The sequence below is a fragment of the Streptomyces calvus genome (assembly GCF_006782915.1).
Taxonomy (GTDB): Bacteria; Actinomycetota; Actinomycetes; order Streptomycetales; family Streptomycetaceae; genus Streptomyces; species Streptomyces calvus.
In genome coordinates, this window is sequence record NZ_VCNP01000047.1 from 117989 (window position 1) to 141217 (window position 23229).

The window sequence follows — 23229 nt, forward strand, 5'->3', positions numbered from 1 at the left end:
CCAGGGAAGCCCGACTGGTCAGGCGCGAGGTCCCATCGTTCGGCAAGTCCGGCTTCGACACGTTGAACTTGACAGGGAAGACGTGGGCCAGGGCGACGCGATGGTGCTGGCGGCGGGGGAGGGCACCGGTGTGGTCGTGGACGCCGGCCCGGACCCGGCGCTGGTGGACCGCTGCCTGCACTCCCTGGGCATCACCGAAGTGCCTCTCGTCGTCCTGACCCACTTCCACGCCGACCACGTGGCGGGGCTGCCCGGCGTACTGCGCGGCCGTGCGGTGGGTGCCGTCGAGACCACGGCCTTCGAGGAGCCCGCGGACCAGGCCGCGTTCGTACGTCGGCTCGCGGCCGCCCGGCGGATCCCGGTGACGCGGGCGGTCGCCGGCGAGGTGCGGCGCGCGGGACCGCTGTCCTGGGAGGTGGTCTGGCCGCCCCCGAGCAGCCCACCCGGCCCACCTGGCCCATCTGGTTCACCGGGCTCACCGGGCTCACCGGGCTCACCAGGCTCACCGGGCCCTCCCGGTCGGCACGGCCGACCGGGCCCGTACCTCGCCGCCCCGCTGCCGCTGGGCCCCGTCCCCGAGGGCCCCAACGACGCCAGCGTGGCGATGCTGGTCCGCACGGCAGGCCTGCGCCTGCTGCTGCTCGGCGACCTGGAGCCCCCGGCCCAGCGGGCCCTGGCGCGGTCACCGGCGGGCCCACGGTTGGCGGGCGTGGACGTCCTGAAGGTCGCCCACCACGGCTCGGCCCACCAGGACCCGGACCTCATGCGCAGGGCGTCGCCACGGCTGGCGTTGATCAGCACGGGGGAGGACAACACGTACGGGCATCCGGCCCCGGGCACGGTCGCCGCGCTGCGCGCCGGCGGCGCGACGGTCCTGCGCACGGACCGGGACGGGGCGCTGGCGGTGACGGGCGGGAGGGAGGAAGGCAAGGAGGGCGAGGACCTGCGGGTGACCCGGCGCTGAGGGACACGGCCCCGAGCGCCCCTCCGGTCCGGGCGCCCTTCCAGTCCGGGCGTCCTTCTGGTCCGGGCGTCCTTCCGGTCCGGGCGCCCATCCGGTCCGGGCGCCCATTCGAGCCGGTGCCCTCTTTGCCGAGCGTCCTCCGTGCCGAGCGCCTCCCGATCCGGCCACCGGCCAGCAGCAACCCAGGGCACCCGCGGTGCCGCCCCGCCCGCCTCGGCGCCTCCCGATCCGGGCGCCTCCCTGCCGGGCGCCCCTCCGATCCGAGCGCCCTTCCTAGCCGGGCGCCTCCTTACCGAGCGCCTCCTTGCCGGGCGCCCCTCGTTGACGACCGCCCCCTTCGAGCCGAGCCCCCCTTCGAGCCGAGCCCCCCTTCGAGCCGAGCCCCCCTGCGAGCCGAGCCCTCCTCCGATCCGACCGCCCCTCCGATCCGACCGCCCCCTGCGAGCCGAGCCCTCCTCCGAGCCGAGCCCTCCTCCGAGCCGCCCCCCTCCGAGCCGCCCCCCTCCCGACGCCTGCCCCGGCCGCCCTCAGCCGCGGCGGCCCCAGCCCTTGCCGGGGCCGCCCCGAAGCCCCTGCCGGGGCCGCCCCGAAGCCCTTCCCCCCGCGCCGGCTCCCCGGCCCCCACCCGCGTCCCCCGTCCGTCCGTGGTTACCGGACAATGGCCGGCGTGAGTGACGTCAGACATCTGCTCGTGCTGCCCGACCGCGAGGCCGCGGAAGAGGCCGCGGAGGCGCTCGGGGAACGGTTCGCGCTCGCGGAGGAACCGCACGTCGTCCGTGACGCGTTGGCCGGCGAGGACGACGCCGAGGACGCCCAGTGGCTCGTCGTCCTGCGGGACGAGGAGGAACGGCTGGACCCCGGCGAGCTGGACGAGTTCGCGGCCCGGTGGGACGGCTGGCGCGAGGAGCCGTAGGGGAGGTCGCGGCCGGGCGGCGGCGTTGTCGGTGGCGCGTGCGATGCTTGTCGCGATGGCCAGGAAGACCGCATCCGACGACCCTCTCGCCCCGGTGACGCTCGCCGTGGGCCAGGAGGACCTGCTGCTCGACCGCGCCGTGCAGGAGGTGGTGGCCGCCGCGCGGGCCTCCGACGCCGACACGGACGTGCGCGACCTGACGCCCGACCAGCTCCAGCCGGGCACCCTCGCCGAGCTGACCAGCCCGTCGCTCTTCGCCGAGCGCAAGGTCGTGGTCGTGCGCAACGCGCAGGATCTGTCCGCCGACACCGTCAAGGACGTGAAGGCGTATCTCGGGGCGCCCGCCGAGGAGATCACGCTGGTGCTGCTGCACGCGGGCGGCGCCAAGGGCAAGGGGCTGCTCGACGCGGCGCGCAAGGCCGGCGCGCGGGAGGTCGCCTGCCCGAAGATGACCAAGCCGGCGGACCGACTGGCCTTCGTGCGGAGCGAGTTCCGGGCCGTCGGCAGATCGGCCACACCCGAGGCGTGCCAGGCGCTGGTCGACGCCATCGGCAGTGATCTGCGGGAGCTGGCCTCGGCGGTGACCCAGCTGGTCGCGGACGTCGAGGGCACCATCGACGAGGCCGTCGTCGGCCGCTACTACACCGGCAGGGCCGAGGCGTCGAGCTTCACCGTCGCCGACCGTGCCGTCGAGGGACGCGCGGCCGAGGCCCTGGAGGCCCTGCGCTGGTCGCTGTCGACCGGGGTGGCGCCGGTGCTGATCACCAGCGCGCTGGCCCAGGGCGTGCGGGCGATCGGCAAGCTGTCGTCGGCGCGCGGCGGCCGTCCCGCCGATCTCGCCCGCGAGCTGGGCATGCCGCCGTGGAAGATCGACCGGGTGCGGCAGCAGATGCGCGGCTGGACCCCGGACGGCGTGGCCGTCGCGCTGCGCGCGGTCGCCGAGGCGGACGCGGGAGTGAAGGGCGGCGGGGACGACCCGGAGTACGCCCTGGAGAAGGCGGTCGTCACCATCGCACGGGCGGCGCGGTCGAGGGGACGGGCGTAGCCCTCGCCGCGAGGTCGGTGATCGAGTCGCCCTGGCCGCCCCGAGGAGGAGAATCGGGTGTGTCAGCCGTAGGTCGCCCAGGCACGGAGAGGTGGCGAGCGTGATGGCTGAACACCCGAACGCACAGCTGGTCCGCAAGGGCTACGACGCCTTCGTACGCGGGGACATGGAGACCCTGCGTGCGATGCTGGCGGCGGATGCCACACATCATGTGCCGGGGACCGGCGTCCTGTCCGGCGACTACAAGGGCCAGGACGCGATCCTCGACATGTACCGGCGGCTCGGTGAGGAGACCGGCGGGACGTTCGCCGTCGAGTTGCGGCAGGTCCTGGTCGACGGCCGGGGGCACGCGGTGACCCTGCACCACCTCACGGCCGACCGGCACGGCAAGCACCTGGACGAGGACGGAGGCATCGTCTTCCGGATCGTCGGGGACAAGATGACGGACCTGGACGAGTGCGTCGCGGACATCGACGCGATGAACGACTTCTGGTCCTAGACGACCATGCCGAAGGCCCCGCCCACCACCCCGGGGAAGGGTGTGAGGGCGGGGCCTTCGGATGAAACCGGTGAGCCCGTACCCGCGTGGCGAACGCAGGCCGCGTACGAACTCGGGGTGCCGGCCGGGGGCGGATGAGAGAGGGCCCGCCCGGAGTCCTGCCGGCGATCAGATCACAGGGTTGTTCAGCCCTTGACGGCCGCGACCTTCTGAGCCAGCGCCGACTTCTTGTTGGCGGCCTGGTTCTTGTGGATGACGCCCTTGGAGACGGCCTTGTCGAGCAGACGCGCGGCAGCGCGCTGGTACTCGGTGGCCTTCTCGGCGTCACCCGCGGCGGCGGCCTCACGGGCCTTGCGGATCGCGGTCTTCAGAGAGGACTTGACGGCCTTGTTGCGCAGCCGGGCCTTCTCGTTGGTCTTGTTCCGCTTGATCTGGGACTTGATGTTCGCCACGAATGAGCCTTTTCAGGTTCTGGCACGGGCCGTACGAGGCCGCACGGATCCCGCGCCGGGTGATTTTCTTGGGGGTGTGCCTCGCGCTGAGAGGGCATGAGACACAGCCCCCCACACTACCAGCGGGCCATTCCGCGGCCCAAACCCGTCCCCGGTCGCCACCCGTGGGACCATGGAAGCTACGTATCGATCCGACCCGAGACCGCAGACGCACAAGCACACGTATGCGGACGCCTCAAGAATCAGGACCCTGCGTGCCCGCGATCCCTAGCCATGTGCCCGAGCCGAGCCGTACCGACCCGGCGCTGATCCGCAATTTCTGCATCATCGCGCACATCGACCACGGCAAGTCCACGCTCGCCGACCGGATGCTCCAGCTGACCGGGGTGGTCGAGCAGCGGCAGATGCGCGCTCAGTACCTCGACCGCATGGACATCGAGCGCGAGCGCGGCATCACGATCAAGTCCCAGGCGGTGCGATTGCCGTGGGCCCCGACCCACGACAAGGGCAACACGCACATCCTCAACATGATCGACACGCCCGGGCACGTCGACTTCACCTACGAGGTCTCGCGGTCGCTCGCCGCGTGCGAGGGCACGATCCTGCTGGTCGACGCCGCCCAGGGCATCGAGGCGCAGACCCTCGCCAACCTGTACCTGGCGATGGAGAACGACCTCACGATCATCCCGGTGCTCAACAAGATCGACCTGCCGGCCGCGCAGCCGGAGAAGTTCGCCGAGGAACTGGCGAACCTGGTCGGCTGCGACCCCGACGACGTGCTCAAGGTGTCCGCGAAGACCGGTCTCGGCGTCGAGGCGCTGCTGGACAAGGTGGTCGCCGACATCCCCGCCCCGGTCGGCGTCAAGGACGCCCCGGCCCGCGCGATGATCTTCGACTCGGTCTACGACTCCTACCGCGGTGTCGTGACGTACGTCCGTGTCATCGACGGCCAGCTCAACAAGCGCGAGCGGATCCGGATGATGTCCACCGGCGCCACGCACGAGCTGCTGGAGATCGGCACCAACTCGCCGGAGATGCTGCCCGCCGACGGCCTCGGCGTCGGCGAGGTGGGCTATCTCATCACCGGTGTGAAGGACGTCCGCCAGTCCAAGGTCGGTGACACCGTCACCAGCCAGCACAAGGGTGCCGAGGAGCCGCTCGGCGGTTACAAGGACCCCAAGCCCATGGTGTTCTCCGGCCTCTACCCGCTGGACGGCTCGGACTACCCGGAGCTGCGCGAGGCCCTCGACAAGCTCCAGCTCAACGACGCCGCGCTGGTCTACGAGCCGGAGACGTCCGCCGCGCTCGGCTTCGGTTTCCGCGTCGGCTTCCTCGGCCTGCTGCACCTCGACGTGATCCGCGAGCGCCTGGAGCGCGAGTTCGGGCTCGACCTGATCGCGACCGCGCCGAACGTGGTCTACCGCGTGGTCATGGAGGACGGCAGCGAGCACACCGTCACCAACCCGAGCGAGTTCCCCGAGGGGAAGATCGGCGAGGTGTACGAGCCGGTCGTGCGCGCCACCATCCTGGCGCCCAGCGAGTTCATCGGCTCGATCATGGAGCTGTGCCAGACGCGGCGCGGTGTCCTGCTCGGCATGGACTACCTCTCCGAGGACCGGGTGGAGATCCGTTACACCCTGCCGCTCGCCGAGATCGTCTTCGACTTCTTCGACCAGCTGAAGTCCAAGACCCGCGGCTACGCCTCCCTCGACTACGAGCCCACCGGCGAGCAGACCTCCAGCCTGGTCAAGGTCGACATCCTGCTGCACGGCGACAAGGTGGACGCGTTCTCCGCGATCACCCACAAGGACCAGGCGTACGCGTACGGCGTGCGGCTCGTCGCCAAGCTCAAGGAGCTGATCCCGCGGCAGGCCTTCGAGGTGCCGGTGCAGGCCGCCATCGGCTCCCGGGTCATCGCCCGCGAGACCATCCGCGCCATCCGCAAGGACGTCCTCGCCAAGTGCTACGGCGGTGACATCTCCCGTAAGCGGAAGCTGCTGGAGAAGCAGAAGGAAGGCAAGAAGCGGATGAAGATGGTGGGTTCCGTGGAAGTTCCGCAGGAGGCGTTCATCGCCGTCCTGTCGAGCGATGACGGCGCGGGATCGGCCAAGAGCAAGAAGTAACCGGACGTTACTGCGGGTCACTCCGCAAACCGGGCGGAACAGGGGCCCGTCGCACTCGTGTGCGGCGGGCCCCGCGCGTGGAATGGGTAGTCGTCTGTACGAAGTGACAGGCCGTGGCCCCTTACGTCCTGGGCGATCGACCCTTACTCTGTCCGTGCTCGATAGTTACTCGTGAGTTAAACAACGAGCGAGGAAAACCAGCCGCACTGAGCCAGCCGCACCGTCGCGGGTCCCGGAGGATGTCGTGAGCGACACACAGACTTTGATCGAGAACCGTCCGCCGAGCGTGGCGACCCTCTTCCTGGAGCGTGTGGCGGCCACACCGGACGCCGAGGCGTACCGTTTCCCCGTGCCGCCGGCCTCCGGTGAGGGACCGGACGGCTGGAAGTCGCTGACCTGGGCGCAGGCCGCCGAGCGGGTGCAGGCCATCGCGGCCGGACTGATCGAGCTCGGCGTGCGCCCGGAGGAGCGGGTGGCGCTCGCCTCCGCCACCCGGGTCGAGTGGATCCTCGTCGACCTCGGCATCCTCTGCGCGGGCGCCGCGACCACCACGGTCTACCCGCAGACCAACGCCGACGAGTCGGCGTACATCCTGTCCGACTCCCAGAGCCGGGTGCTCGTCGCGGAGAACGCCGAGCAGGTGGCCAAGGCGGTGGAGCGGCGCGCCGAACTGCCGGAGCTCACCCGTGTCGTGGTCGTCGACCCGGCCGGCGTCGAGACCGACGACTGGGTGATCAGCCTGGCCGAGCTGGAGCGGCGGGGCGCGGCCCGGCTGGCCGAGGAGCCCGGGCTGATCAAGGAGCGGGTCGCCGCGATCACCAAGGACCAGCTCGCCACCCTGATCTACACCTCCGGCACCACCGGCCGCCCCAAGGGTGTGCGTCTGCCGCACGACTGCTGGGCGTACATGGCCAAGGCGATCGCGGCGACCGGGCTGGTCAGCGGCGAGGACGTGCAGTACCTGTGGCTGCCGCTCGCGCACGTCTTCGGCAAGGTGCTCACCTCCGGGCAGATCGAGGTCGGTCACGTCACCGCCGTCGACGGCCGCGTCGACAAGATCATCGAGAACCTGCCCGTGGTCCGGCCGACGTACATGGCGGCCGTGCCCCGCATCTTCGAGAAGGTCTACAACGGCGTCGCCGCCAAGGCGAAGGCCGGAGGCGGCGCCAAGTACAAGATCTTCCAGTGGGCCGCCGGTGTCGCCCGCGAGTACGCCAAGGTCGCCCAGGACAACTTCCGCCGCACCGGCACCGCGAGCGTCCCCTTCGGCCTCGGCGCCAAGCACAAGGTCGCCGACGCCCTCGTCTACGCCAAGATCCGCGAGGCGTTCGGCGGCAACCTGCGCGCCTGCGTCTCCGGCTCGGCGGCCCTCGCCCCCGAGATCGGCTACTTCTTCTCCGGCGCCGGCATCCACATCCTGGAGGGCTACGGCCTCACCGAGTCCTCCGCGGCCTCCTTCGTCAACCCCGGCGAGGCCTACCGCACCGGCACGGTCGGCAAGCCGCTGCCCGGCACCGAGGTGCGCATCGCCGACGACGGCGAGATCCTGCTGCGCGGCCCCGGCATCATGCAGGGCTACCACAACCTGCCGGAGAAGACCGCCGAGGTGCTGGAGGCCGACGGCTGGTTCCACACCGGCGACATCGGTGAGCTCTCGCCCGACGGCTACCTGCGCATCACCGACCGCAAGAAGGACCTGATCAAGACCTCCGGCGGCAAGTACATCGCGCCCGCCGAGGTCGAGGGCCAGTTCAAGGCCGTGTGCCCGTACGTCTCCAACATCCTGGTGCACGGCGCCGACCGGAACTACTGCACCGCCCTCATCGCTCTCGACGAGGCCGCGATCACCACGTGGGCGGCGGAGAACGGCATGGAGGGCAAGCCGTACGCGGAGATCGTCGCCGCGCCCGCCACGGTCGAGATGGTCGACGGCTACGTCAAGCAGCTCAACGAGGGCCTGCAGCGCTGGCAGACGATCAAGAAGTTCCGCCTGCTGCCGCGCGACCTCGACGTCGAGCACGGCGAGATCACCCCGAGCCTGAAGCTGAAGCGGCCGGTGGTGGAGCGCGAGTACAAGCACCTCATCGACGAGATGTACGAGGGCACCCGCGAGGCGTGACCGTCACGGAGTGACGAGTGAGCGGGGCGGGATCCCGGACCTGGTCGGTCACGGATCCCGCCCCGCTCGGGGGTGGCACCGCCGGTGTGCGTCGCTGCCGTGCCGGATCCTCGCGAACGAGGACGTCATGAGGGGGACTGCCCTCCTTCCCGGTCGGTGACGTGCTCCAGGCAGGGCCCGTCGGCTCCGTCCGGCAGGCTCGCCCGGTACGTCGCCTCGTCCGTCTCCTCGTACCCCAGCGCCCGGTACGCGCCGGCGTCGCGCAGGTTGTACACGACCTGGACGCCCTCGCCCTCCCTGGCGAAGTAGCGTGCGCGAGGACCGGGCGACGGTCCCGCGCCGGTGACGTTTTCGCCGCTCATCCGCGTTCTCCGCGTCGCCCTGGTCGGAGATCTTGTGCCACGAGATGCGGGGCGCGCGCACCTCGGCGCGTTGCACCGTGCTGTTCTCGGCCACGCGGCCGTAGGCGGCGGCCACCACGCGGAGCGTGGCCCGGTCGCCGACGACGACGTTGCGCGTGAGGGTGCCCTGGCCGACGTGGCACGCCTGGTAGCCGTTGCCGGCGGCCGGGAAGCCGTACTGGTGCTGGACCACGCCGTAGGCGGTCGGGACCGTGTCGTCGTCGCGCTGGAGGCCGAACGAGATCCACACGTTGGTGCTGTACCGGGCGATGGCGCAGGTCTGCCCCACGGCCATGGCCGTGACCTGGTACACGCCCGGCTCCGGCAGCGTCGCCACGCAGTCGGTGGGGGTCCACTCGCCGTTGACGGGCAGCGAACGGTTCTGGCCGGCGGCCTGCCCGTAGACGGGAGTGAGCCGGGCGCCGATGGTCCAGGTGTCGGGACAGTTCTCGCCGCCGGTGTCGGTGACGTCGATGTCCACCGAGCGCGCGGCGCCGATGTTCCCGCCCCGGTCGATCCCCGCGGGCACCGTACGCGGCACCAGGAGCCCGTCGGGCGTGCACCGGAGCGCGTTGCAGTCGTCCGGGTGGACGACCCCGAGGCGCGGACCCGTGACCCGTGTTCCGTCACTGCTCGAAGTAGGTCACCTTTTTGTCCGTTCCTGACCGCGCTGGGAGCGCTGTTCTCACCCGTGGCGGCCCACTTCGGTAACTCGGCGCTTATGAGCGGGGTCTGTCTGTCACCCTGTGGGCGTCGATCGAGGTTCTATTCGTACGAACTGCCCGGGGAGCTGCCCATGAGGGCCATTCCGACCCAACGGGAGAACGCTTCGTGCGCCTCCGGCGCGCAGGGGTGCGCGCGGGTGGAAGCGACGCTGCCAGGAAGTCCCCTGGCACCGGGTTCCGCGCGGGCGCTGCTGCGCAAGGCGCTCGGCGAGTGGGCGCGCCTCGACCTGCCCGGCGTCGACCTGCCCGGCGCCGACCGGCTCACCGGCCGCGCCGGCGAGGACGCCCTGCTCGTCGCCAGTGAACTGGTCACCAACGCCGTCGTGCACGCCGGCACCGAGGTGCGCCTGGCGTGCCGGCTGGAGGAGGAGACCGGCGCGCTCGTCGTCGAGGTCACCGACCGGCACCCCTCCCGCGCCCCGCGCGACAGCGAGCCCGACACCCCGGGCCACGACACCCCCGAGTACGGGCGGGGCCTGCGCCTGGTCGCCGCGCTCGCCGAGGCCTGGGGGATCACCTACCGCCCGGGCACGAAGACCGTGTGGGCACGGCTGGGCACCGGAGTGTGCGCGGTGGACGACCAACGGGAGACGTACGCGGGGGAGCGGGCGTCGGCGCGGGACCTGAGGATGGCGGAGATCCTCGCGCCCGACCCGCTGGACCCGCTGCTGCCCCGGGGCCCGGCCGGCCACCGCGAGGGGCCCGGCACCCGGGACACCTGGCGGGGCGGCTCGTACGGCGACGACTGGCTCGCCCGACGTCCCGGGCGGGACGCGACCTGGCTGGGACGCGGCGCCCTGTCCTTCCTCGCCGAGGCGTCCGACCTGCTCGCCGGCCAGCTGGACGAGGACCTGGTCGCCTCCCTCACCGGGCAGCTGATCGTGCCGCGGCTGGCCGACTGGTGCGCGGTGTGGCTGGAGGACGAGAGCACCGGCCACGGCGGCTGGGGCGAGGGGACCCGGGCGGGCGGCCCGCGCCTGGCCCGGGTCTGGCACGCAGGCGAGGACCGCATCGAGGACCTGAGCCGCGCCCTGGAGCGGAACCCGCCCCACCCCGGCGACCCGCTGAGCCCCGGCCCCGCGCCCTACCCCTGGCCCGCCGAGGCACTCGACACCCCGCCCGACGACGCGTTACCGGCCACCCCACCCACCACCGACCCCACCGCCACCACCCCGGCGCCCACCGCCTCCGGGTCCGCCCTCGCCTACCGGCTCGTCGCCGGCGGGCGGCCGCTCGGGACGCTGGTGATCGGACGGGCCGGGATCGACCGGTTCCCCGACGAGATCACCGGCCTCGTGGAGGACCTCGGCCGGCGGGTCGCGCTCGCCATCGGCGCGGCCCGGCAGTACTCCCGCCAGGCCACCATCAGCGCCGTCCTCCAGCGCGGGCTGCTGCCCGGCGCCGTCGCCGAGATCCCCGGCGTGCGCAGCGCCCTGGTCCACGAACCCTGCGACAAGGGCGGGCCGAGCGGCGACTTCTACGACCTCTTCCCCGCCGGACAGGACCGCTGGTGCTTCGCCGTCGGCGACGTCCAGGGCAAGGGCCCGGAGGCCGCCGTCGTCATCGGGCTGGCCCGGCCCTGGCTGCGGCTGCTCGCCCGGGAGGGCTACCGCGTCGCCGACGTCCTGGACCGCCTCAACCAGCTCCTCCTCGACGACGCCACGGAGGCCGCGGACGCCGCCGCCCGCGCCCTGGTGGCCGCCGGCGCGCGCCCCACCGCCCCCGGAGACGGCCCCCAGACCCGCTTCCTGTCCCTCCTCTACGGCGAACTGGTGCCCTTCCGGGGCGGCGTCCGCTGCACCCTCGCCTCCGCCGGCCACCCCCTGCCCCTGCTGCTCGCCCCCGACGGCACCGTCCGTACGGTCGCGCAGCCGCAGACGCTGCTCGGCGTCGTCGAGGACGCCACGTACACCAGCGACACCTTCGAGATGTACTCCGGCGACACCCTGCTGTGCGTCACCGACGGGGTCACCGAGCGGCGCTCCGGGTCCCGCCAGTTCGACGACGGGGACGGGCTCGCCGCGGCCCTGGCCGGGTGCGCGGGGATGGACGCCGGGTCGATAGCGGAGCGCATCACGCAGCTCGTGCACGAGTTCGGGGCCCGGCCGCCCGCCGACGACCTGGCCCTCCTGGTGCTCCAGGCGGAGTGACGCGGTGGGTGCGGGACAATGGAGCACATGCCTTCCGCACTCCCTGACGGCGAGCCCGTCCCCGCCGACGGCGCGCTCCCCGCGTCAGCGCTCGCCGGGGCCGCCGACCGCCCCCTCGGGTTCTACCTGCACGTCCCGTACTGCGCGACCCGCTGCGGCTACTGCGACTTCAACACCTACACCGCCACCGAGCTGCGCGGCACCGGCGGAGTGCTGGCCTCGCGCGACAACTACGCCGAGACCCTGATCGACGAGATCCGCCTGGCCCGCAAGGTCCTCGGCGACGACCCGCGGCCGGTCCGCACGGTCTTCGTCGGCGGTGGCACGCCCACCCTGCTGGCCGCCGACGACCTGGTACGGATGCTGGCGGCGGTCCGTGAGGAGTTCGGGCTGGCGCCGGACGCCGAGGTCACCACGGAGGCGAACCCGGAGTCGGTCGACCCCGCCTACCTGGCGGCCCTGCGCGCGGGCGGCTTCAACCGGATCTCCTTCGGCATGCAGAGCGCACGGCAGCACGTGCTGAAGGTGCTCGACCGCACGCACACCCCCGGGCGGCCGGAGGCGTGCGTCGCCGAGGCCCGCGCGGCCGGCTTCGACCACGTCAACCTGGACCTGATCTACGGCACGCCGGGCGAGTCCGACGACGACTGGGCCGCGTCCCTGGACGCGGCGATCGGCGCCGGGCCGGACCACGTCAGCGCCTACGCGCTGATCGTCGAGGAGGGCACGCAGCTGGCCCGCCGCATCCGGCGCGGCGAGGTCCCCATGACGGACGACGACGTCCACGCGGACCGCTATCTGATGGCCGAGAACACCCTGTCGGCGGCCGGGTTCGACTGGTACGAGGTGTCGAACTGGGCGACCTCCGAGGCCGGCCGCTGTCTGCACAACGAGCTGTACTGGCGCGGCGCCGACTGGTGGGGCGCGGGACCCGGCGCCCACTCGCACGTGGGCGGCGTGCGCTGGTGGAACGTCAGGCACCCGGGCGCCTACGCGGCGGCCCTGGCGGAAGGACGGTCGCCGGGGGCGGGGCGCGAGCTGCTGTCGGACGAGGACCGGCGGGTGGAGCGGATCCTGCTGGAGCTGCGGCTGAAGGAGGGCGTCCCGCTCGCGCTCCTGCACACGCAGGGGCACGCGGCCGCCCGGCGCGCCCTGGCGGACGGGCTGCTGCGGCCCGGGCCGTACGAGGAGGGCCGCGCGGCGCTCACCCTGCGCGGACGGCTGCTGGCGGACGCGGTGGTGCGGGACCTGGTCGACTGACCGCTCCCGGCCGCCGCCGCCCACCGCGCCCGGGACGGCACCGCGCGGGAGCGCGACGCCTCAGGACGGTGCCGTGACGAAGTCGATGAGCTCTTCCACGCGGCCCAGCAGGGCCGGCTCCAGGTCCTTGTACGAGCGCACCGAGCCGAGGATGCGCTGCCACGCCTCGCCCGTGTTCGCCACGCGCCAGCCCAGCGCCCGGCACACCCCCGTCTTCCAGTCCTGGCCCCGCGGCACCCGCGGCCACGCCTCGATCCCCACCGACGACGGCTTCACCGCCTCCCAGATGTCGATGTACGGGTGGCCCACCACCAGCGCGTGCTCGCTCGTCACCGACTCGGCGATGCGCCACTCCTTCGACCCGGGCACCAGATGGTCCACGAGCACCCCGAGACGGGCGTCCGGCCCGGGGCCGAACTCGGCCACGACCGACGGCAGGTCGTCGACGCCCTCCAGGTACTCGACGACCACGCCCTCGACGCGCAGGTCGTCGCCCCACACCTTCTCGACCAGCTCCGCGTCGTGCCGGCCCTCGACGTAGATGCGCCCCGCGCGGGCGACCCGGGCGCGGGCGCCGGGGACGGCCACCGAACCGGACGCCGTGCGGGTGGGCCGTACCGGGCCGGCGGACGGCCGCACCAGCGTGACCACACGGCCCTCCAGCAGGAACCCGCGCGGCTCCAGCGGGAACACACGGTGCTTGCCGAAGCGGTCCTCCAGGGTCACCGTGCCGGCCTCGCAGCGGATCACCGCACCGCAGAAGCCGGTGCCGGGTTCCTCGACGACCAGGCCGGGCTCGGCCGCGACCTCCGGTACCGGCTGCGGCTTCTTCCACGGAGGGGTCAGGTCGGCGGAGTACTGGCGCATTCTAACGACGATACGAGCAGCCCGCCCGCCGTGATCACTGCGACACGCCGAACCGGGCCGCCAGCGCGTCGCGTTGGGCCCGGACGAACGCCGCGTCCACCACCGCTCCGTGACCGGGTACGTACCGCGCGTCCTCGCCGCCCAGCTCCAGCAGCCGGTCCAGCGCGGCCGGCCAGTGCGACGGCACGGCGTCCGGGCCCGCCTGCGGCTCGCCCGACTCCTCGACCAGGTCGCCGCAGAAGACCACCTCCGGGTCGCCGGGGACGAGCACCGCCAGGTCGTACGCCGTGTGCCCGGGGCCCACGTTCGCCAGCAGCACCTGCCGGCCGCCGCCCAGGTCGAGCGTCCACTCGCCGCACACCGCGTGCCGCGGCCGGACCAGCGCGTCCACCGCCTCCTCCGCCACCCGCCGGTCCAGCCCGTGCCGCAGCGCGTCCGCGCGCAGCTCCTCGCGCCCGCGGCCGGACAGCGCCGTGTCGATGCCCACCGCGCCGAACACCTCCGCGCCCGCGAAGGCCGCCGCCCCGAGGACGTGGTCGAAGTGCGGATGGGTGAGCGCGAGATGCGTCACACGGCGGCCGGTCAGCGCCTGCGCCTCGGTCCGCAACCGCGCGCCCTCACCCAGACCGGAGCCCGCGTCCACGAGCAGCACGGCGTCCGCGCCGACCACCAGCCCCGCCGTGCAGTCCCAGCCCGGCAGCCGGCACCGCCCCACTCCCGGGGCCACCCGCTCCCATCCCGACTCTTCCCAAGTCACGGTCATACCGGGACGCTATCCGGGACGACCCCGCCCGGCGCGACGGCACGGGACCGGCCTTGCCCGGGCCGTACCCCCCGGCCGTACACTGGGCCGGGGAAGTCTGGCACTCGCGTACGAAGAGTGCCAGTGAACGTGACGGGTGCAAGCAACTGGAGGTGTGCGCGATGCTCAGTGAACGCAGGCTCCAGGTGCTGCGCGCCATCGTCCAGGACTACGTGGGCACCGAGGAGCCGGTCGGTTCCAAGGCGCTCACCGAGCGGCACAACCTCGGCGTCTCCCCGGCCACCGTGCGCAACGACATGGCCGCCCTGGAGGACGAGGGGTTCATCGCCCAGCCGCACACCAGCGCCGGGCGCATCCCCACCGACAAGGGCTACCGGCTGTTCGTCGACAAGCTCGCCGGCGTCAAGCCGATGAGCCCGCCCGAGCGGCGGGCCATCCAGAACTTCCTCGAGGGCGCCGTCGACCTCGACGACGTGGTGGCCAGAACGGTGCGGCTGCTCGCGCAGCTGACCCGGCAGGTCGCCGTCGTGCAGTACCCGTCGCTGACCCGCTCGACCGTGCGGCACGTGGAGCTGCTGTCGCTCGCGCCCGCGCGGCTGATGCTGGTGCTGATCACGGACACCGGCCGGGTCGAGCAGCGCATGGTCGACTGCCCGGCGCCGTTCGGCGAGTCGTCCCTGGCGGATCTGCGGGCGCGGCTGAACAGCCGGGTCGCGGGCCGCCGGTTCACCGACGTGCCGAGCCTGGTGGAGGACCTGCCGGAGGCCTTCGAGGCCGAGGACCGCGGCACGGTCTCGACGGTGCTCTCCACCCTGCTGGAGACGCTCGTCGAGGAGAACGAGGAGCGGCTGATGATCGGCGGCACCGCCAATCTCACCCGCTTCGGACACGACTTCCCCCTCACGATCCGGCCCGTCCTGGAGGCGCTGGAGGAGCAGGTCGTGCTCCTCAAGCTGCTCGGCGAGGCGAAGGATCCGGGCGTGACCGTGCGTATCGGTCATGAGAACGCCCATGAAGGACTCAACTCCACGTCCGTCGTGTCGGTGGGCTACGGTTCGGGCGGCGAGGCGGTTGCCAAGCTCGGCGTGGTCGGACCGACCCGCATGGACTACCCGGGAACGATGGGAGCGGTACGCGCAGTGGCACGGTACGTCGGACAGATCCTGGCGGAGTCGTAGTGGCCACGGACTACTACGCCGTACTCGGCGTGCGCCGCGACGCGTCGCAGGAGGAGATCAAGAAGGCCTTCCGGCGGCTCGCCCGCGAGCTGCATCCGGACGTCAACCCGGATCCGAAGACCCAGGAGCGGTTCAAGGAGATCAACGCCGCCTACGAGGTGCTGTCGGACCCGCAGAAGAAGCAGGTCTACGACCTCGGCGGCGACCCGCTCTCGCAGGCCGGCGGCGCCGGCGGCGCGGGCGGCTTCGGGGCCGGTGGCTTCGGCAACTTCTCCGACATCATGGACGCGTTCTTCGGCACGGCGTCGCAGCGCGGGCCGCGCTCGCGCACCCGCCGCGGCCAGGACGCGATGATCCGCATCGAGGTCGAACTCGACGAGGCCGCGTTCGGCACGACCAAGGACATCCAGGTCGACACGGCGATCGTCTGCACCACGTGCAGCGGCGAGGGCGCCGCGCCCGGTACCAGCGCGCAGACCTGTGACATGTGCCGCGGCCGCGGTGAGGTCTCGCAGGTCACCCGGTCCTTCCTCGGCCAGGTCATGACGTCCCGGCCCTGCCCGCAGTGCCAGGGCTTCGGCACCGTGGTGCCCACGCCGTGCCCGGAGTGCGCGGGCGACGGCCGGATCCGCTCCCGGCGCACGCTCACCGTCAAGATCCCGGCCGGTGTCGACAACGGCACCCGGATCCAGCTCGCCGGCGAGGGCGAGGTCGGCCCCGGCGGCGGCCCCGCCGGCGACCTGTACGTCGAGATCCACGAGCTGCCGCACAGCACCTTCCAGCGGCGCGGCGACGACCTGCACTGCACGGTCACCATCCCGATGACCGCGGCGTCCCTCGGCACCAAGGTGCCGCTGGAGACGCTGGACGGCATGGAGGAGGTCGACATCCGGCCCGGCACCCAGTCCGGCCAGTCGATCCCGCTGCACGGCCGGGGTGTCACGCACCTGCGCGGCGGCGGCCGGGGCGACCTGATCGTCCACGTCGAGGTGCAGACCCCGACCAAGCTCGACCCCGAGCAGGAGCGCCTGCTGCGGGAACTGGCGAAGCTGCGCGGTGAGGAACGCCCGCAGGGCCAGTTCCAGCCCGGGCAGCAGGGCCTGTTCTCCCGGTTGAAGGACGCCTTCAACGGGCGCTGAGCCGCTGGGCCGCGGGGCTGTGGGTCGCCGGGTGGTCGGTGCTGCCGGGGGTCCGGGGGTCGTCCCCCGGGGGATGGGGTCAGCCGGGGCAGCAGGGCCTGTTCTCCCGGCTGAAGGACGCGTTCAACGGGCGCTGAGCCGCTGGGCCGCGGGGCTGTGGGTCGCCGGGTGGTCGGTGCTGCCGGGGGTCCGGGGGTCGTCCCCCGGGGGATGGGGTCAGCCCGGGCAGCATGGCCTGTTCTCCCGGTTGAAGGACGCGTTCAACGGGCGCTGAGCCGCTGGGCTCCGGGAGGCCGCGGGGCGCCGGGTGGTGCTGCGTGGCCGGGCGCTGCCGGGGGCCGGGAGCGGCGTCCGGCCGCCTGCGAAAAGTGGCTTATGCCAAGGGGAAGGGCCGATTCGGAGTTGGTCGGGGGACGTGACAACATGCCGTCATGTCCTCCGTACTGACCGATCTGTTCCCGCACCCGATCGTGCAGGCCCCCATGGCGGGCGGGGTGTCGGTGCCGCAGCTCGCCGCCGCCGTGTCCGAGGCCGGCGGGCTCGGTTTCCTCGCCGCCGGGTACAAGACCGCGGACGGGATGTACCAGGAGATCAAGCAGCTGCGGGGACTGACCGGCCGGCCCTTCGGCGTCAACCTCTTCCTGCCGCAGCCGGAGACGGCCGACCCGGCCGCCGTCGGCGTCTACGCCCACCAGCTGGCCGGCGAGGCCTCCTGGTACGAGACCGAACTCGGCGACCCCGACGGCGGACGCGACGACGGCTACGACGCCAAGCTCGCCGTCCTGCTGGACAACCCGGTCCCGGTGGTGTCGTTCCACTTCGGCGTGCCGGCCCGCGAGGTGCTGGAAGCGCTGCGCCGCGCCGGCACGTACACGCTGGTCACCGCCACCACCGCGGAGGAGGCCCGGGCGGTGGAACGGGCCGGCGCGGACGCGGTGATCGCCCAGGGTGTCGAGGCCGGCGGCCACCAGGGCACCCACCGGGACGTCCCGGAGGCGGACGGCTCCGGCATCGGACTGCTCTCCCTGGTCGCCCAGGTCCGCGAGTCCGTCGGCATCCCGGTCGTCGCCGCGGGCGGCATCATGCGGGGCGCCCAGATCGCCGCCGTCCTCGCGGCCGGTGCCGCCGCCGCGCAGCTCGGCACGGCCTTCCTCGCCACCCCCGAGTCCGGCGCGCACCCCCTGCACAAGCAGGCCCTGACCAACCCCCTGTTCGTCCGCACCGAGCTGACCCGCGCCTTCTCCGGCCGCCCCGCCCGCGGCCTGGTCAACCGCTTCCTGCGCGAGCACGGCCCGTACGCGCCGCCCGCCTACCCGGACGTCCACCACCTCACCGCGCCGCTGCGCAAGGCCGCCGCCGCGGCCGGTGACGCGCAGGGCCTGGCGCTGTGGGCCGGACAGGGCCACCGCATGGCCCGCGAGCTGCCCGCCGGGCAGCTGGTGGAGGTGCTGGCCGCCGAACTGGCCTGCGCCCGGACAGCGTTGTCGGCGGGAGGCACCCGATGACCGCGCCGGTCTTCGTCGTCGACCACTTCGACACCGACGGCACCGGCCGTTACGTGCTGGACGGCCCCGAGGGACGGCACGCCGTCTCCGTGAAGCGGCTGCGGGCCGGCGAGGCGGTCGTCCTCACCGACGGCGCCGGCCGCTGGGCCGAGGGCGAGGTGGACGGCACCGAGGGCAAGGACCGGCTGATCGTGCGGCTCGGTGAAGTCGCCGAGCAGCCCGAGGAGTTCCCGCGGCTCACCGTCGTCCAGGCACTGCCCAAGGGCGAGCGGGGCGAGCTGGCCGTGGAGACGATGACCGAGGTCGGCGTCGACGCGATCGTGCCGTGGCAGGCGTCCCGCTGCATCACGCAGTGGAAGGGCGAGCGCGGGGCGAAGTCCCTCGCCAAGTGGCGGGCGACGGCCCGCGAGGCCGGCAAGCAGTCCCGCCGGGTGCGCTTCCCCGAGGTCGGGGACGCGGCAACCACCAAGCGGGTTGCCTCACTTCTCGCCGAAGCCGACTTCGCCGCCGTGCTCCACGAGAGCGGCACCGAGGCCCTGGCGACCGCCGCGCTGCCCGCCGCCGGGAACATCGTGCTGGTCGTCGGGCCCGAGGGCGGCATCTCGCCGGAGGAGTTGGCGCTCTTCGAGGAGGCGGGTGCCCGCGCCTACCGGCTCGGCCGCAGCGTGCTGCGCACCTCCACCGCGGGGACGGCGGCCGCGGCGCTGCTGCTGGGGCGCACGGGGCGCTGGTCCTGACCCGGGGTTCCGCTTCCGCCGGACGTGCTGACCGGGGCCCCGGGGACGCGAAGGCGCCCGGGCGCAGCGGTAAGTGACCGTATGCGCTCTACCGCGTCCGCCCGTGACGGTGGCAGTCTGCCGTGCATGGGGGCGATGACGAGGATTGCGCGTGGTTCGGGTCGGTGGCGGCGGCAGGCACTCGCCGTCGGGTTCGCCGTCGCCGCCGTGGGCGGCGTCGCGGCCTGCGAGGGCGGCGGCGGACTGGGGTCGGCGGCCGTCGCGATCACGACCGACGAGACGGTCACCGACGAGCTCAACCGGAAGAAGGCGGAGGTGCGTTGGCTGACCTGCACGGCGTCCTTCGGGGACAAGGACGGCGCGTCGCCCGCCGCCGGCGAGGACACCGTCGCCTCCGTGGACTGCGACGGGGAGACACAGGACGGCGAGGAGATCACCGTCACCGGGAAGGTCACCCACGCCGTCAACGGCGCCTGCGTGCGCGGCAACATCACCGCGAAGGTGGACGGCAAGCAGGTGTTCCGGGTCGACGGCCTGGGCGACTGCGACTCCAGCAGCCCTCCGCCGGTCGGCGAGGAGACCCGGCGCGGGCAGCCGAACCCCACGGTCACCGTGACCGTCACAACGACCGTGTGGTGCGAGCAGTACCCGTCCTGTCGTCCCGTCGAGGGCAAGTGATCGAAACCCCTGTCCAGGAACCACCGCGCTGCATAGGGTGATCGGGTGACACAGCCTGCATCGGTCGCATCCGCCGCATATCTCCGGTTCCCGCACCCGCACGGCGAGTTGGTCGCCTTCACCGCCGAGGACGACGTGTGGCTCGCCCCGCTCGACGGCGGCCGGGCCTGGCGGGTGAGCGCCGACAACGTGCCGGTGAACCACCCCCGCATCTCGCCCGACGGCACCACCGTCGCCTGGACCTCCACCCGCGACGGCGCCCCCGAGGTGTACATCGCGCCCGTCGACGGCGGCCCCACCCGGCGGCTGACCCACTGGGGCAACCTCAAGACCCAGGTGCGCGGCTGGACCCCCGACGGGCGGGTCCTCGCGCTCAGCGCGCACGGCCAGGCCAGCCTGCGCCGCACCTGGGCGCGCGCCGTCCCGCTCGACGGCGGCCCCGCCACCACACTGCCCTTCGGCCCCGTCGGTGATGTCGCCCACGGGCCGCACACCGTGCTGCTGTCCGCGCCGATGGGCCGCGAGGCCGCCTGGTGGAAGCGCTACCGGGGCGGCACCGCGGGCAAGCTGTGGATCGACCGCGGCGCCCACGACGCGGAGGACGCCGGCGCGTTCGTACGGCTCCACGAGGACCTGGACGGCAACATCGAGTACCCGCTGTGGGTGGGGGACCGGATCGCGTTCCTGTCCGACCACGAGGGCACCGGCGCCCTGTACTCCTCCCTCGCCGACGGCTCCGACCTGCGCCGCCACACGCCGCATGGGGGCACCTCCCGCTCGAGCGCAGCCGAGAGCGGGGGAGGCTTCTATGCCCGGCACGCGGCCACCGACGGCACCCGCGTCGTCTACTCCAGCGCCGGTGAACTGTGGCTGCTGGACGACCTCGACGGCGCCGAGCCGCGCCGGCTGGACATCCGGCTCGGCGGGCAGCGCGTCGACCTCCAGCCGTTCCCGGTGAACGCCGCCCGCTGGTTCGGCTCCGCCTCCCCCGACCACACCGCCCGCGGCAGCGCCGTCTGCGTGCGCGGCACCGTCCACTGGGTCACCCACCGCGCCGGCCCCGCCCGCGCGCTCGCCGCCACCCCGGGCGTACGCGCCCGGCGGCCCCGCACCTTCCGCGCGGACGGCGAGGAGTGGGTGGTGTGGGTGACCGACGCCGAGGGCGACGACGCCCTGGAGTTCGCGCCGGCCACCGGCCTCGCCCCGGGCGCCACCCCGCGCCGCATCGCCGCCGGCCGGCTGGGCCGGGTCCTCGAACTCACCATGGCACCCGACGGCAGCCGCGCCGCGATCGCCTCGCACGACGGCCGGGTCCTGCTCGTCGAGCGGGAGACCGGCGAGGTGCGGGAGGTCGACCGCAGCGAGGACGGAGACGTCTCCGGACTGGTCTTCTCGCCCGACTCCGCCTGGCTCGCCTGGTCCCACCCCGGCCCGCGCCCGCTCAGCCAGCTGAAACTCGCCAACACCACCGACCTGTCGGTCACCGAGGCGACCCCGCTGCGCTTCCAGGACTACGCGCCCGCCTTCACCCTCGACGGCAAGCACCTGGCGTTCCTGTCGACCCGCTCCTTCGACCCGGTCTACGACGAGCACGTCTTCGACCTGGCCTTCGTCGAGGGCGTCCGCCCGTACCTGATCACCCTCGCGGCGACCACCCCGTCCCCGTTCGGACCGCAGCGGCACGGCCGCCCCTTCGAGACCCCGGACCGCGACGAGACCCCCGACAGCGAAGGCACCCCCACCACCCGCATCGACCTCGACGGCCTCGCCGACCGGATCGTGCCGTTCCCGGTGGAGGCCGCCCGCTACACCAACCTGCGGGCCGCCAAGGACGGGGTGCTGTGGCTGCGGCACCCGGTGCGCGGCGTGCTCGGCGCCAACCGCGCCACCCCCGACGACCCCGACCCGAAGACGGACCTGGAGCGCTACGACCTCGCCCAGCAGCGCATCGAGCACCTGGCCGTGGACGCCGACCACTTCGAGGTCAGCGGCGACGGCAAGCGGGTACTGCTGTGGACGGACGGCCGGCTGAAGGTCGTACCCAGCGACCGGCGCGCCTCCGGCGACGACGACAGCGACACCAACATCACCGTCGACCTCGGCCGGGTCCGCCAGTTCGTCGACCCGGCCGCCGAGTGGCGGCAGATGTTCGACGAGAACGGCCGCATCATGCGGGACAACTTCTGGCGTCCCGACATGAGCGGCGTCGACTGGGAGGGCGTCCTCGACCGCTACCGCCCCGTCCTCGACCGCCTCGCCACCCACGACGACCTCGTCGACCTGCTGTGGGAGGTGCACGGCGAACTGGGCACCTCGCACGCCTACGTCACCCCGCGCGGCGGCTACGGCGACGGCGCCCGGCAGGGACTGCTCGGCGCGGACATCTCCCGGCACGAGGACGGCACCTGGCGCGTCGACCGCATCCTGCCCGCCGAGACCTCCGACCCCGACGCCCGTTCCCCGCTGGCCGCGCCCGGCGTCGCCGCCCGCCCCGGCGACGCGATCGTCGCGGTCGCCGGACAGCCGGTCGACCCGGTGACCGGACCCGCGCCGCTGCTCGTCGGCACCGCCGGCAAGCCGGTGGAGCTGACCGTCTCACCGGCCGGCGGCGGGGATCCGCGGCACGCGGTGGTCGTGCCGCTCGCCGACGAGGAGCCGCTGCGCTACCACGCCTGGGTCGCCGACCGGCGGGCGTACGTCCTGGAGAAGTCCGGCGGGCGGCTCGGCTACCTCCACGTGCCCGACATGCAGGCGCCGGGCTGGGCGCAGATCCACCGGGACCTGCGGGTGGAGGTGCTGCGCGAGGGGCTGGTCGTGGACGTCCGGGAGAACCGGGGCGGGCACACCTCGCAGCTCGTCGTGGAGAAGCTGGCCCGGCGGATCGTCGGCTGGGACCTGCCGCGCGGCATGCGCGCGGAGAGCTACCCGCGGGACGCGCCCCGGGGCCCGGTGGTCGCCGTCGCCAACGAGTTCTCCGGCTCCGACGGCGACATCGTGAACGCGGCGATCCGGGCGCTCGGCATCGGGCCGGTCGTCGGCACCCGCACCTGGGGCGGGGTGATCGGCATCGACAGCCGGTACCGGCTGGTCGACGGGACGCTGGTCACCCAGCCCAAGTACGCGTTCTGGCTGGAGGGTTACGGCTGGGGCGTGGAGAACCACGGCGTCGACCCCGACGTGGAGGTCGTGCAGCGCCCGCAGGACCACGCGGCGGGCCGGGACGTCCAGTTGGACGAGGCGATCCGGATCGCGCTGGAGGCACTGGAGACGAACCCCGCGAAGACGCCGCCCGCGCTGGACTGACCGCCCGGCTACGATGCCGCCGTAAGGGATCACCGGCGTGAGGAGGCACACGCATGGCAGGGGAGCCGCAGGACGACTGTCTGTTCTGCAAGATCGTCGCGGGGACCATTCCGGCGACCATCGTCCGAGAGACGGACACGACCATCGCGTTCCGTGACATAAACCCGCAGGCGCCCACCCACGTCCTGGTGATCCCCAAGGCACACCACCAGGACGCGGCGGCCCTCGCCGCCGCCGCGCCGGAGGTCGCCGCGGACGTGCTGCGCGAGACGCAGGCCGTCGCCGACGAGGAGAAGCTGGAGAGCTACCGGATCGTCTTCAACACCGGCAGCGGCGCCGGACAGACCGTCTGGCACGCGCACGCCCACGTCCTGGGCGGACGCGGCCTCGAGTGGCCTCCCGGATAAG

Annotated in this window: 18 protein-coding genes and 1 pseudogene; 15 read left to right on the forward strand and 4 right to left on the reverse strand. The window is 73.3% G+C overall.

What is annotated here, in order from left to right:
• Positions 1 to 79 precede the first annotated feature (79 nt).
• The 4 genes and pseudogenes from FGW31_RS23240 to FGW31_RS23255 all read left to right on the forward strand — a co-directional run.
• Positions 80 to 964: pseudogene (locus tag FGW31_RS23240) on the forward strand (ComEC/Rec2 family competence protein); the annotation flags it as partial.
• A gap of 667 nt (positions 965 to 1631) precedes the next feature.
• A complete protein-coding gene (locus FGW31_RS23245) occupies positions 1632 to 1877 on the forward strand; it encodes a hypothetical protein (RefSeq protein ID WP_142195414.1) in 246 nt (81 codons plus the stop codon).
• Between the two features lie 55 nt (positions 1878 to 1932).
• Positions 1933 to 2922, forward strand: a complete 990-nt coding sequence (gene holA, locus FGW31_RS23250) for a DNA polymerase III subunit delta (RefSeq protein ID WP_182674568.1) — start codon at positions 1933 to 1935, stop codon at positions 2920 to 2922.
• A gap of 103 nt (positions 2923 to 3025) precedes the next feature.
• Positions 3026 to 3421 carry a nuclear transport factor 2 family protein gene (locus tag FGW31_RS23255; protein ID WP_142195416.1) on the forward strand — a complete coding sequence of 132 codons (396 nt, stop codon included), beginning with the start codon at positions 3026 to 3028 and terminating at the stop codon, positions 3419 to 3421.
• Between the two features lie 185 nt (positions 3422 to 3606).
• On the opposite strand, the gene rpsT is transcribed toward FGW31_RS23255, so the two are convergent.
• On the reverse strand, positions 3607 to 3873 hold the full coding sequence (rpsT, locus tag FGW31_RS23260; protein ID WP_142195417.1) for a 30S ribosomal protein S20: 267 nt from the start codon (positions 3871 to 3873) through the stop codon (positions 3607 to 3609).
• Between the two features lie 254 nt (positions 3874 to 4127).
• Between rpsT and lepA the strand changes: the two genes are divergently transcribed.
• Positions 4128 to 5996 (forward strand): translation elongation factor 4, encoded by a 1869-nt coding sequence (gene lepA / locus FGW31_RS23270; protein WP_142195419.1) that lies wholly within the window; start codon positions 4128 to 4130, stop codon positions 5994 to 5996.
• 244 nt (positions 5997 to 6240) lie between these two features.
• Positions 6241 to 8115 (forward strand): AMP-dependent synthetase/ligase, encoded by a 1875-nt coding sequence (locus tag FGW31_RS23275; protein ID WP_142195420.1) that lies wholly within the window; start codon positions 6241 to 6243, stop codon positions 8113 to 8115.
• 48 nt (positions 8116 to 8163) lie between these two features.
• Here the strand turns inward: FGW31_RS23275 and FGW31_RS35095 are convergent, their stop codons facing one another.
• Positions 8164 to 9045, reverse strand: coding sequence for a hypothetical protein (locus FGW31_RS35095; protein WP_182674570.1), 882 nt, complete (start codon positions 9043 to 9045; stop codon positions 8164 to 8166).
• 267 nt (positions 9046 to 9312) lie between these two features.
• Between FGW31_RS35095 and FGW31_RS23285 the strand changes: the two genes are divergently transcribed.
• Both FGW31_RS23285 and hemW read left to right on the forward strand, forming a co-directional pair.
• Positions 9313 to 11391, forward strand: coding sequence for an ATP-binding SpoIIE family protein phosphatase (locus FGW31_RS23285; RefSeq protein ID WP_142195422.1), 2079 nt, complete (start codon positions 9313 to 9315; stop codon positions 11389 to 11391).
• Between the two features lie 27 nt (positions 11392 to 11418).
• Positions 11419 to 12651, forward strand: coding sequence for a radical SAM family heme chaperone HemW (gene hemW, locus FGW31_RS23290; protein ID WP_142195423.1), 1233 nt, complete (start codon positions 11419 to 11421; stop codon positions 12649 to 12651).
• Between the two features lie 60 nt (positions 12652 to 12711).
• Here the strand turns inward: hemW and FGW31_RS23295 are convergent, their stop codons facing one another.
• Positions 12712 to 13518, reverse strand: coding sequence for a DUF3097 domain-containing protein (locus FGW31_RS23295; RefSeq protein ID WP_142195424.1), 807 nt, complete (start codon positions 13516 to 13518; stop codon positions 12712 to 12714).
• A gap of 34 nt (positions 13519 to 13552) precedes the next feature.
• The gene (locus tag FGW31_RS23300; protein ID WP_142195425.1) at positions 13553 to 14281 is read right to left on the reverse strand and encodes an MBL fold metallo-hydrolase; all 729 of its coding nucleotides are present in this window, start codon (positions 14279 to 14281) and stop codon (positions 13553 to 13555) included.
• A 161-nt stretch (positions 14282 to 14442) separates the two neighbouring features.
• Here FGW31_RS23300 and hrcA point away from each other — a divergent pair, with 161 nt between their 5' ends.
• The 7 genes from hrcA (at position 14443) to FGW31_RS23335 (ending at position 23228) form a co-directional block, all read left to right on the forward strand.
• Positions 14443 to 15459, forward strand: coding sequence for a heat-inducible transcriptional repressor HrcA (hrcA, locus tag FGW31_RS23305; RefSeq protein WP_142195426.1), 1017 nt, complete (start codon positions 14443 to 14445; stop codon positions 15457 to 15459).
• Positions 15459 to 16598: a molecular chaperone DnaJ gene (dnaJ, locus tag FGW31_RS23310; protein WP_142195427.1), complete on the forward strand. Its 1140-nt coding sequence runs from the start codon at positions 15459 to 15461 to the stop codon at positions 16596 to 16598. The genes hrcA and dnaJ overlap by 1 nt, the downstream gene beginning before the upstream one ends.
• Before the next feature lie 431 nt (positions 16599 to 17029).
• Entirely contained in the window at positions 17030 to 18103 is a 1074-nt protein-coding gene (locus tag FGW31_RS23315; protein WP_142195428.1) for a nitronate monooxygenase, read from the forward strand.
• Positions 18100 to 18840 (forward strand): 16S rRNA (uracil(1498)-N(3))-methyltransferase, encoded by a 741-nt coding sequence (locus FGW31_RS23320; RefSeq protein ID WP_142195429.1) that lies wholly within the window; start codon positions 18100 to 18102, stop codon positions 18838 to 18840. Before FGW31_RS23315 ends, FGW31_RS23320 begins: the two co-directional genes overlap by 4 nt.
• Positions 18841 to 18966: 126 nt before the next feature.
• A complete protein-coding gene (locus tag FGW31_RS23325; RefSeq protein WP_373303327.1) occupies positions 18967 to 19518 on the forward strand; it encodes a hypothetical protein in 552 nt (183 codons plus the stop codon).
• A gap of 45 nt (positions 19519 to 19563) precedes the next feature.
• The gene (locus FGW31_RS23330; RefSeq protein ID WP_142195431.1) at positions 19564 to 22821 is read left to right on the forward strand and encodes a S41 family peptidase; all 3258 of its coding nucleotides are present in this window, start codon (positions 19564 to 19566) and stop codon (positions 22819 to 22821) included.
• Positions 22822 to 22874: 53 nt separating this feature from the next.
• Complete coding sequence (locus FGW31_RS23335) at positions 22875 to 23228, forward strand: histidine triad nucleotide-binding protein (protein WP_142195432.1); 354 nt, start codon at positions 22875 to 22877, stop codon at positions 23226 to 23228.
• Position 23229 lies beyond the last annotated feature (1 nt).

Excerpts from the sequence above, each read along its gene's own strand:
- FGW31_RS23285 (WP_142195422.1), top strand. The coding sequence starts at position 9,313 with ATGAGGGCCATTCCGACCCAACGGGAGAACGCTTCGTGCGCCTCCGGC.
- hrcA (WP_142195426.1), top strand. The coding sequence starts at position 14,443 with ATGCTCAGTGAACGCAGGCTCCAGGTGCTGCGCGCCATCGTCCAGGAC.
- FGW31_RS23300 (WP_142195425.1), bottom strand. The coding sequence starts at position 14,281 with ATGACCGTGACTTGGGAAGAGTCGGGATGGGAGCGGGTGGCCCCGGGA.
- FGW31_RS23320 (WP_142195429.1), top strand. The coding sequence starts at position 18,100 with ATGACCGCGCCGGTCTTCGTCGTCGACCACTTCGACACCGACGGCACC.
- holA (WP_182674568.1), top strand. The coding sequence starts at position 1,933 with ATGGCCAGGAAGACCGCATCCGACGACCCTCTCGCCCCGGTGACGCTC.
- FGW31_RS23335 (WP_142195432.1), top strand. The coding sequence starts at position 22,875 with ATGGCAGGGGAGCCGCAGGACGACTGTCTGTTCTGCAAGATCGTCGCG.
- FGW31_RS23255 (WP_142195416.1), top strand. The coding sequence starts at position 3,026 with ATGGCTGAACACCCGAACGCACAGCTGGTCCGCAAGGGCTACGACGCC.
- hemW (WP_142195423.1), top strand. The coding sequence starts at position 11,419 with ATGCCTTCCGCACTCCCTGACGGCGAGCCCGTCCCCGCCGACGGCGCG.
- FGW31_RS23295 (WP_142195424.1), bottom strand. The coding sequence starts at position 13,518 with ATGCGCCAGTACTCCGCCGACCTGACCCCTCCGTGGAAGAAGCCGCAG.
- FGW31_RS23325 (WP_373303327.1), top strand. The coding sequence starts at position 18,967 with ATGGGGGCGATGACGAGGATTGCGCGTGGTTCGGGTCGGTGGCGGCGG.
- FGW31_RS23315 (WP_142195428.1), top strand. The coding sequence starts at position 17,030 with ATGTCCTCCGTACTGACCGATCTGTTCCCGCACCCGATCGTGCAGGCC.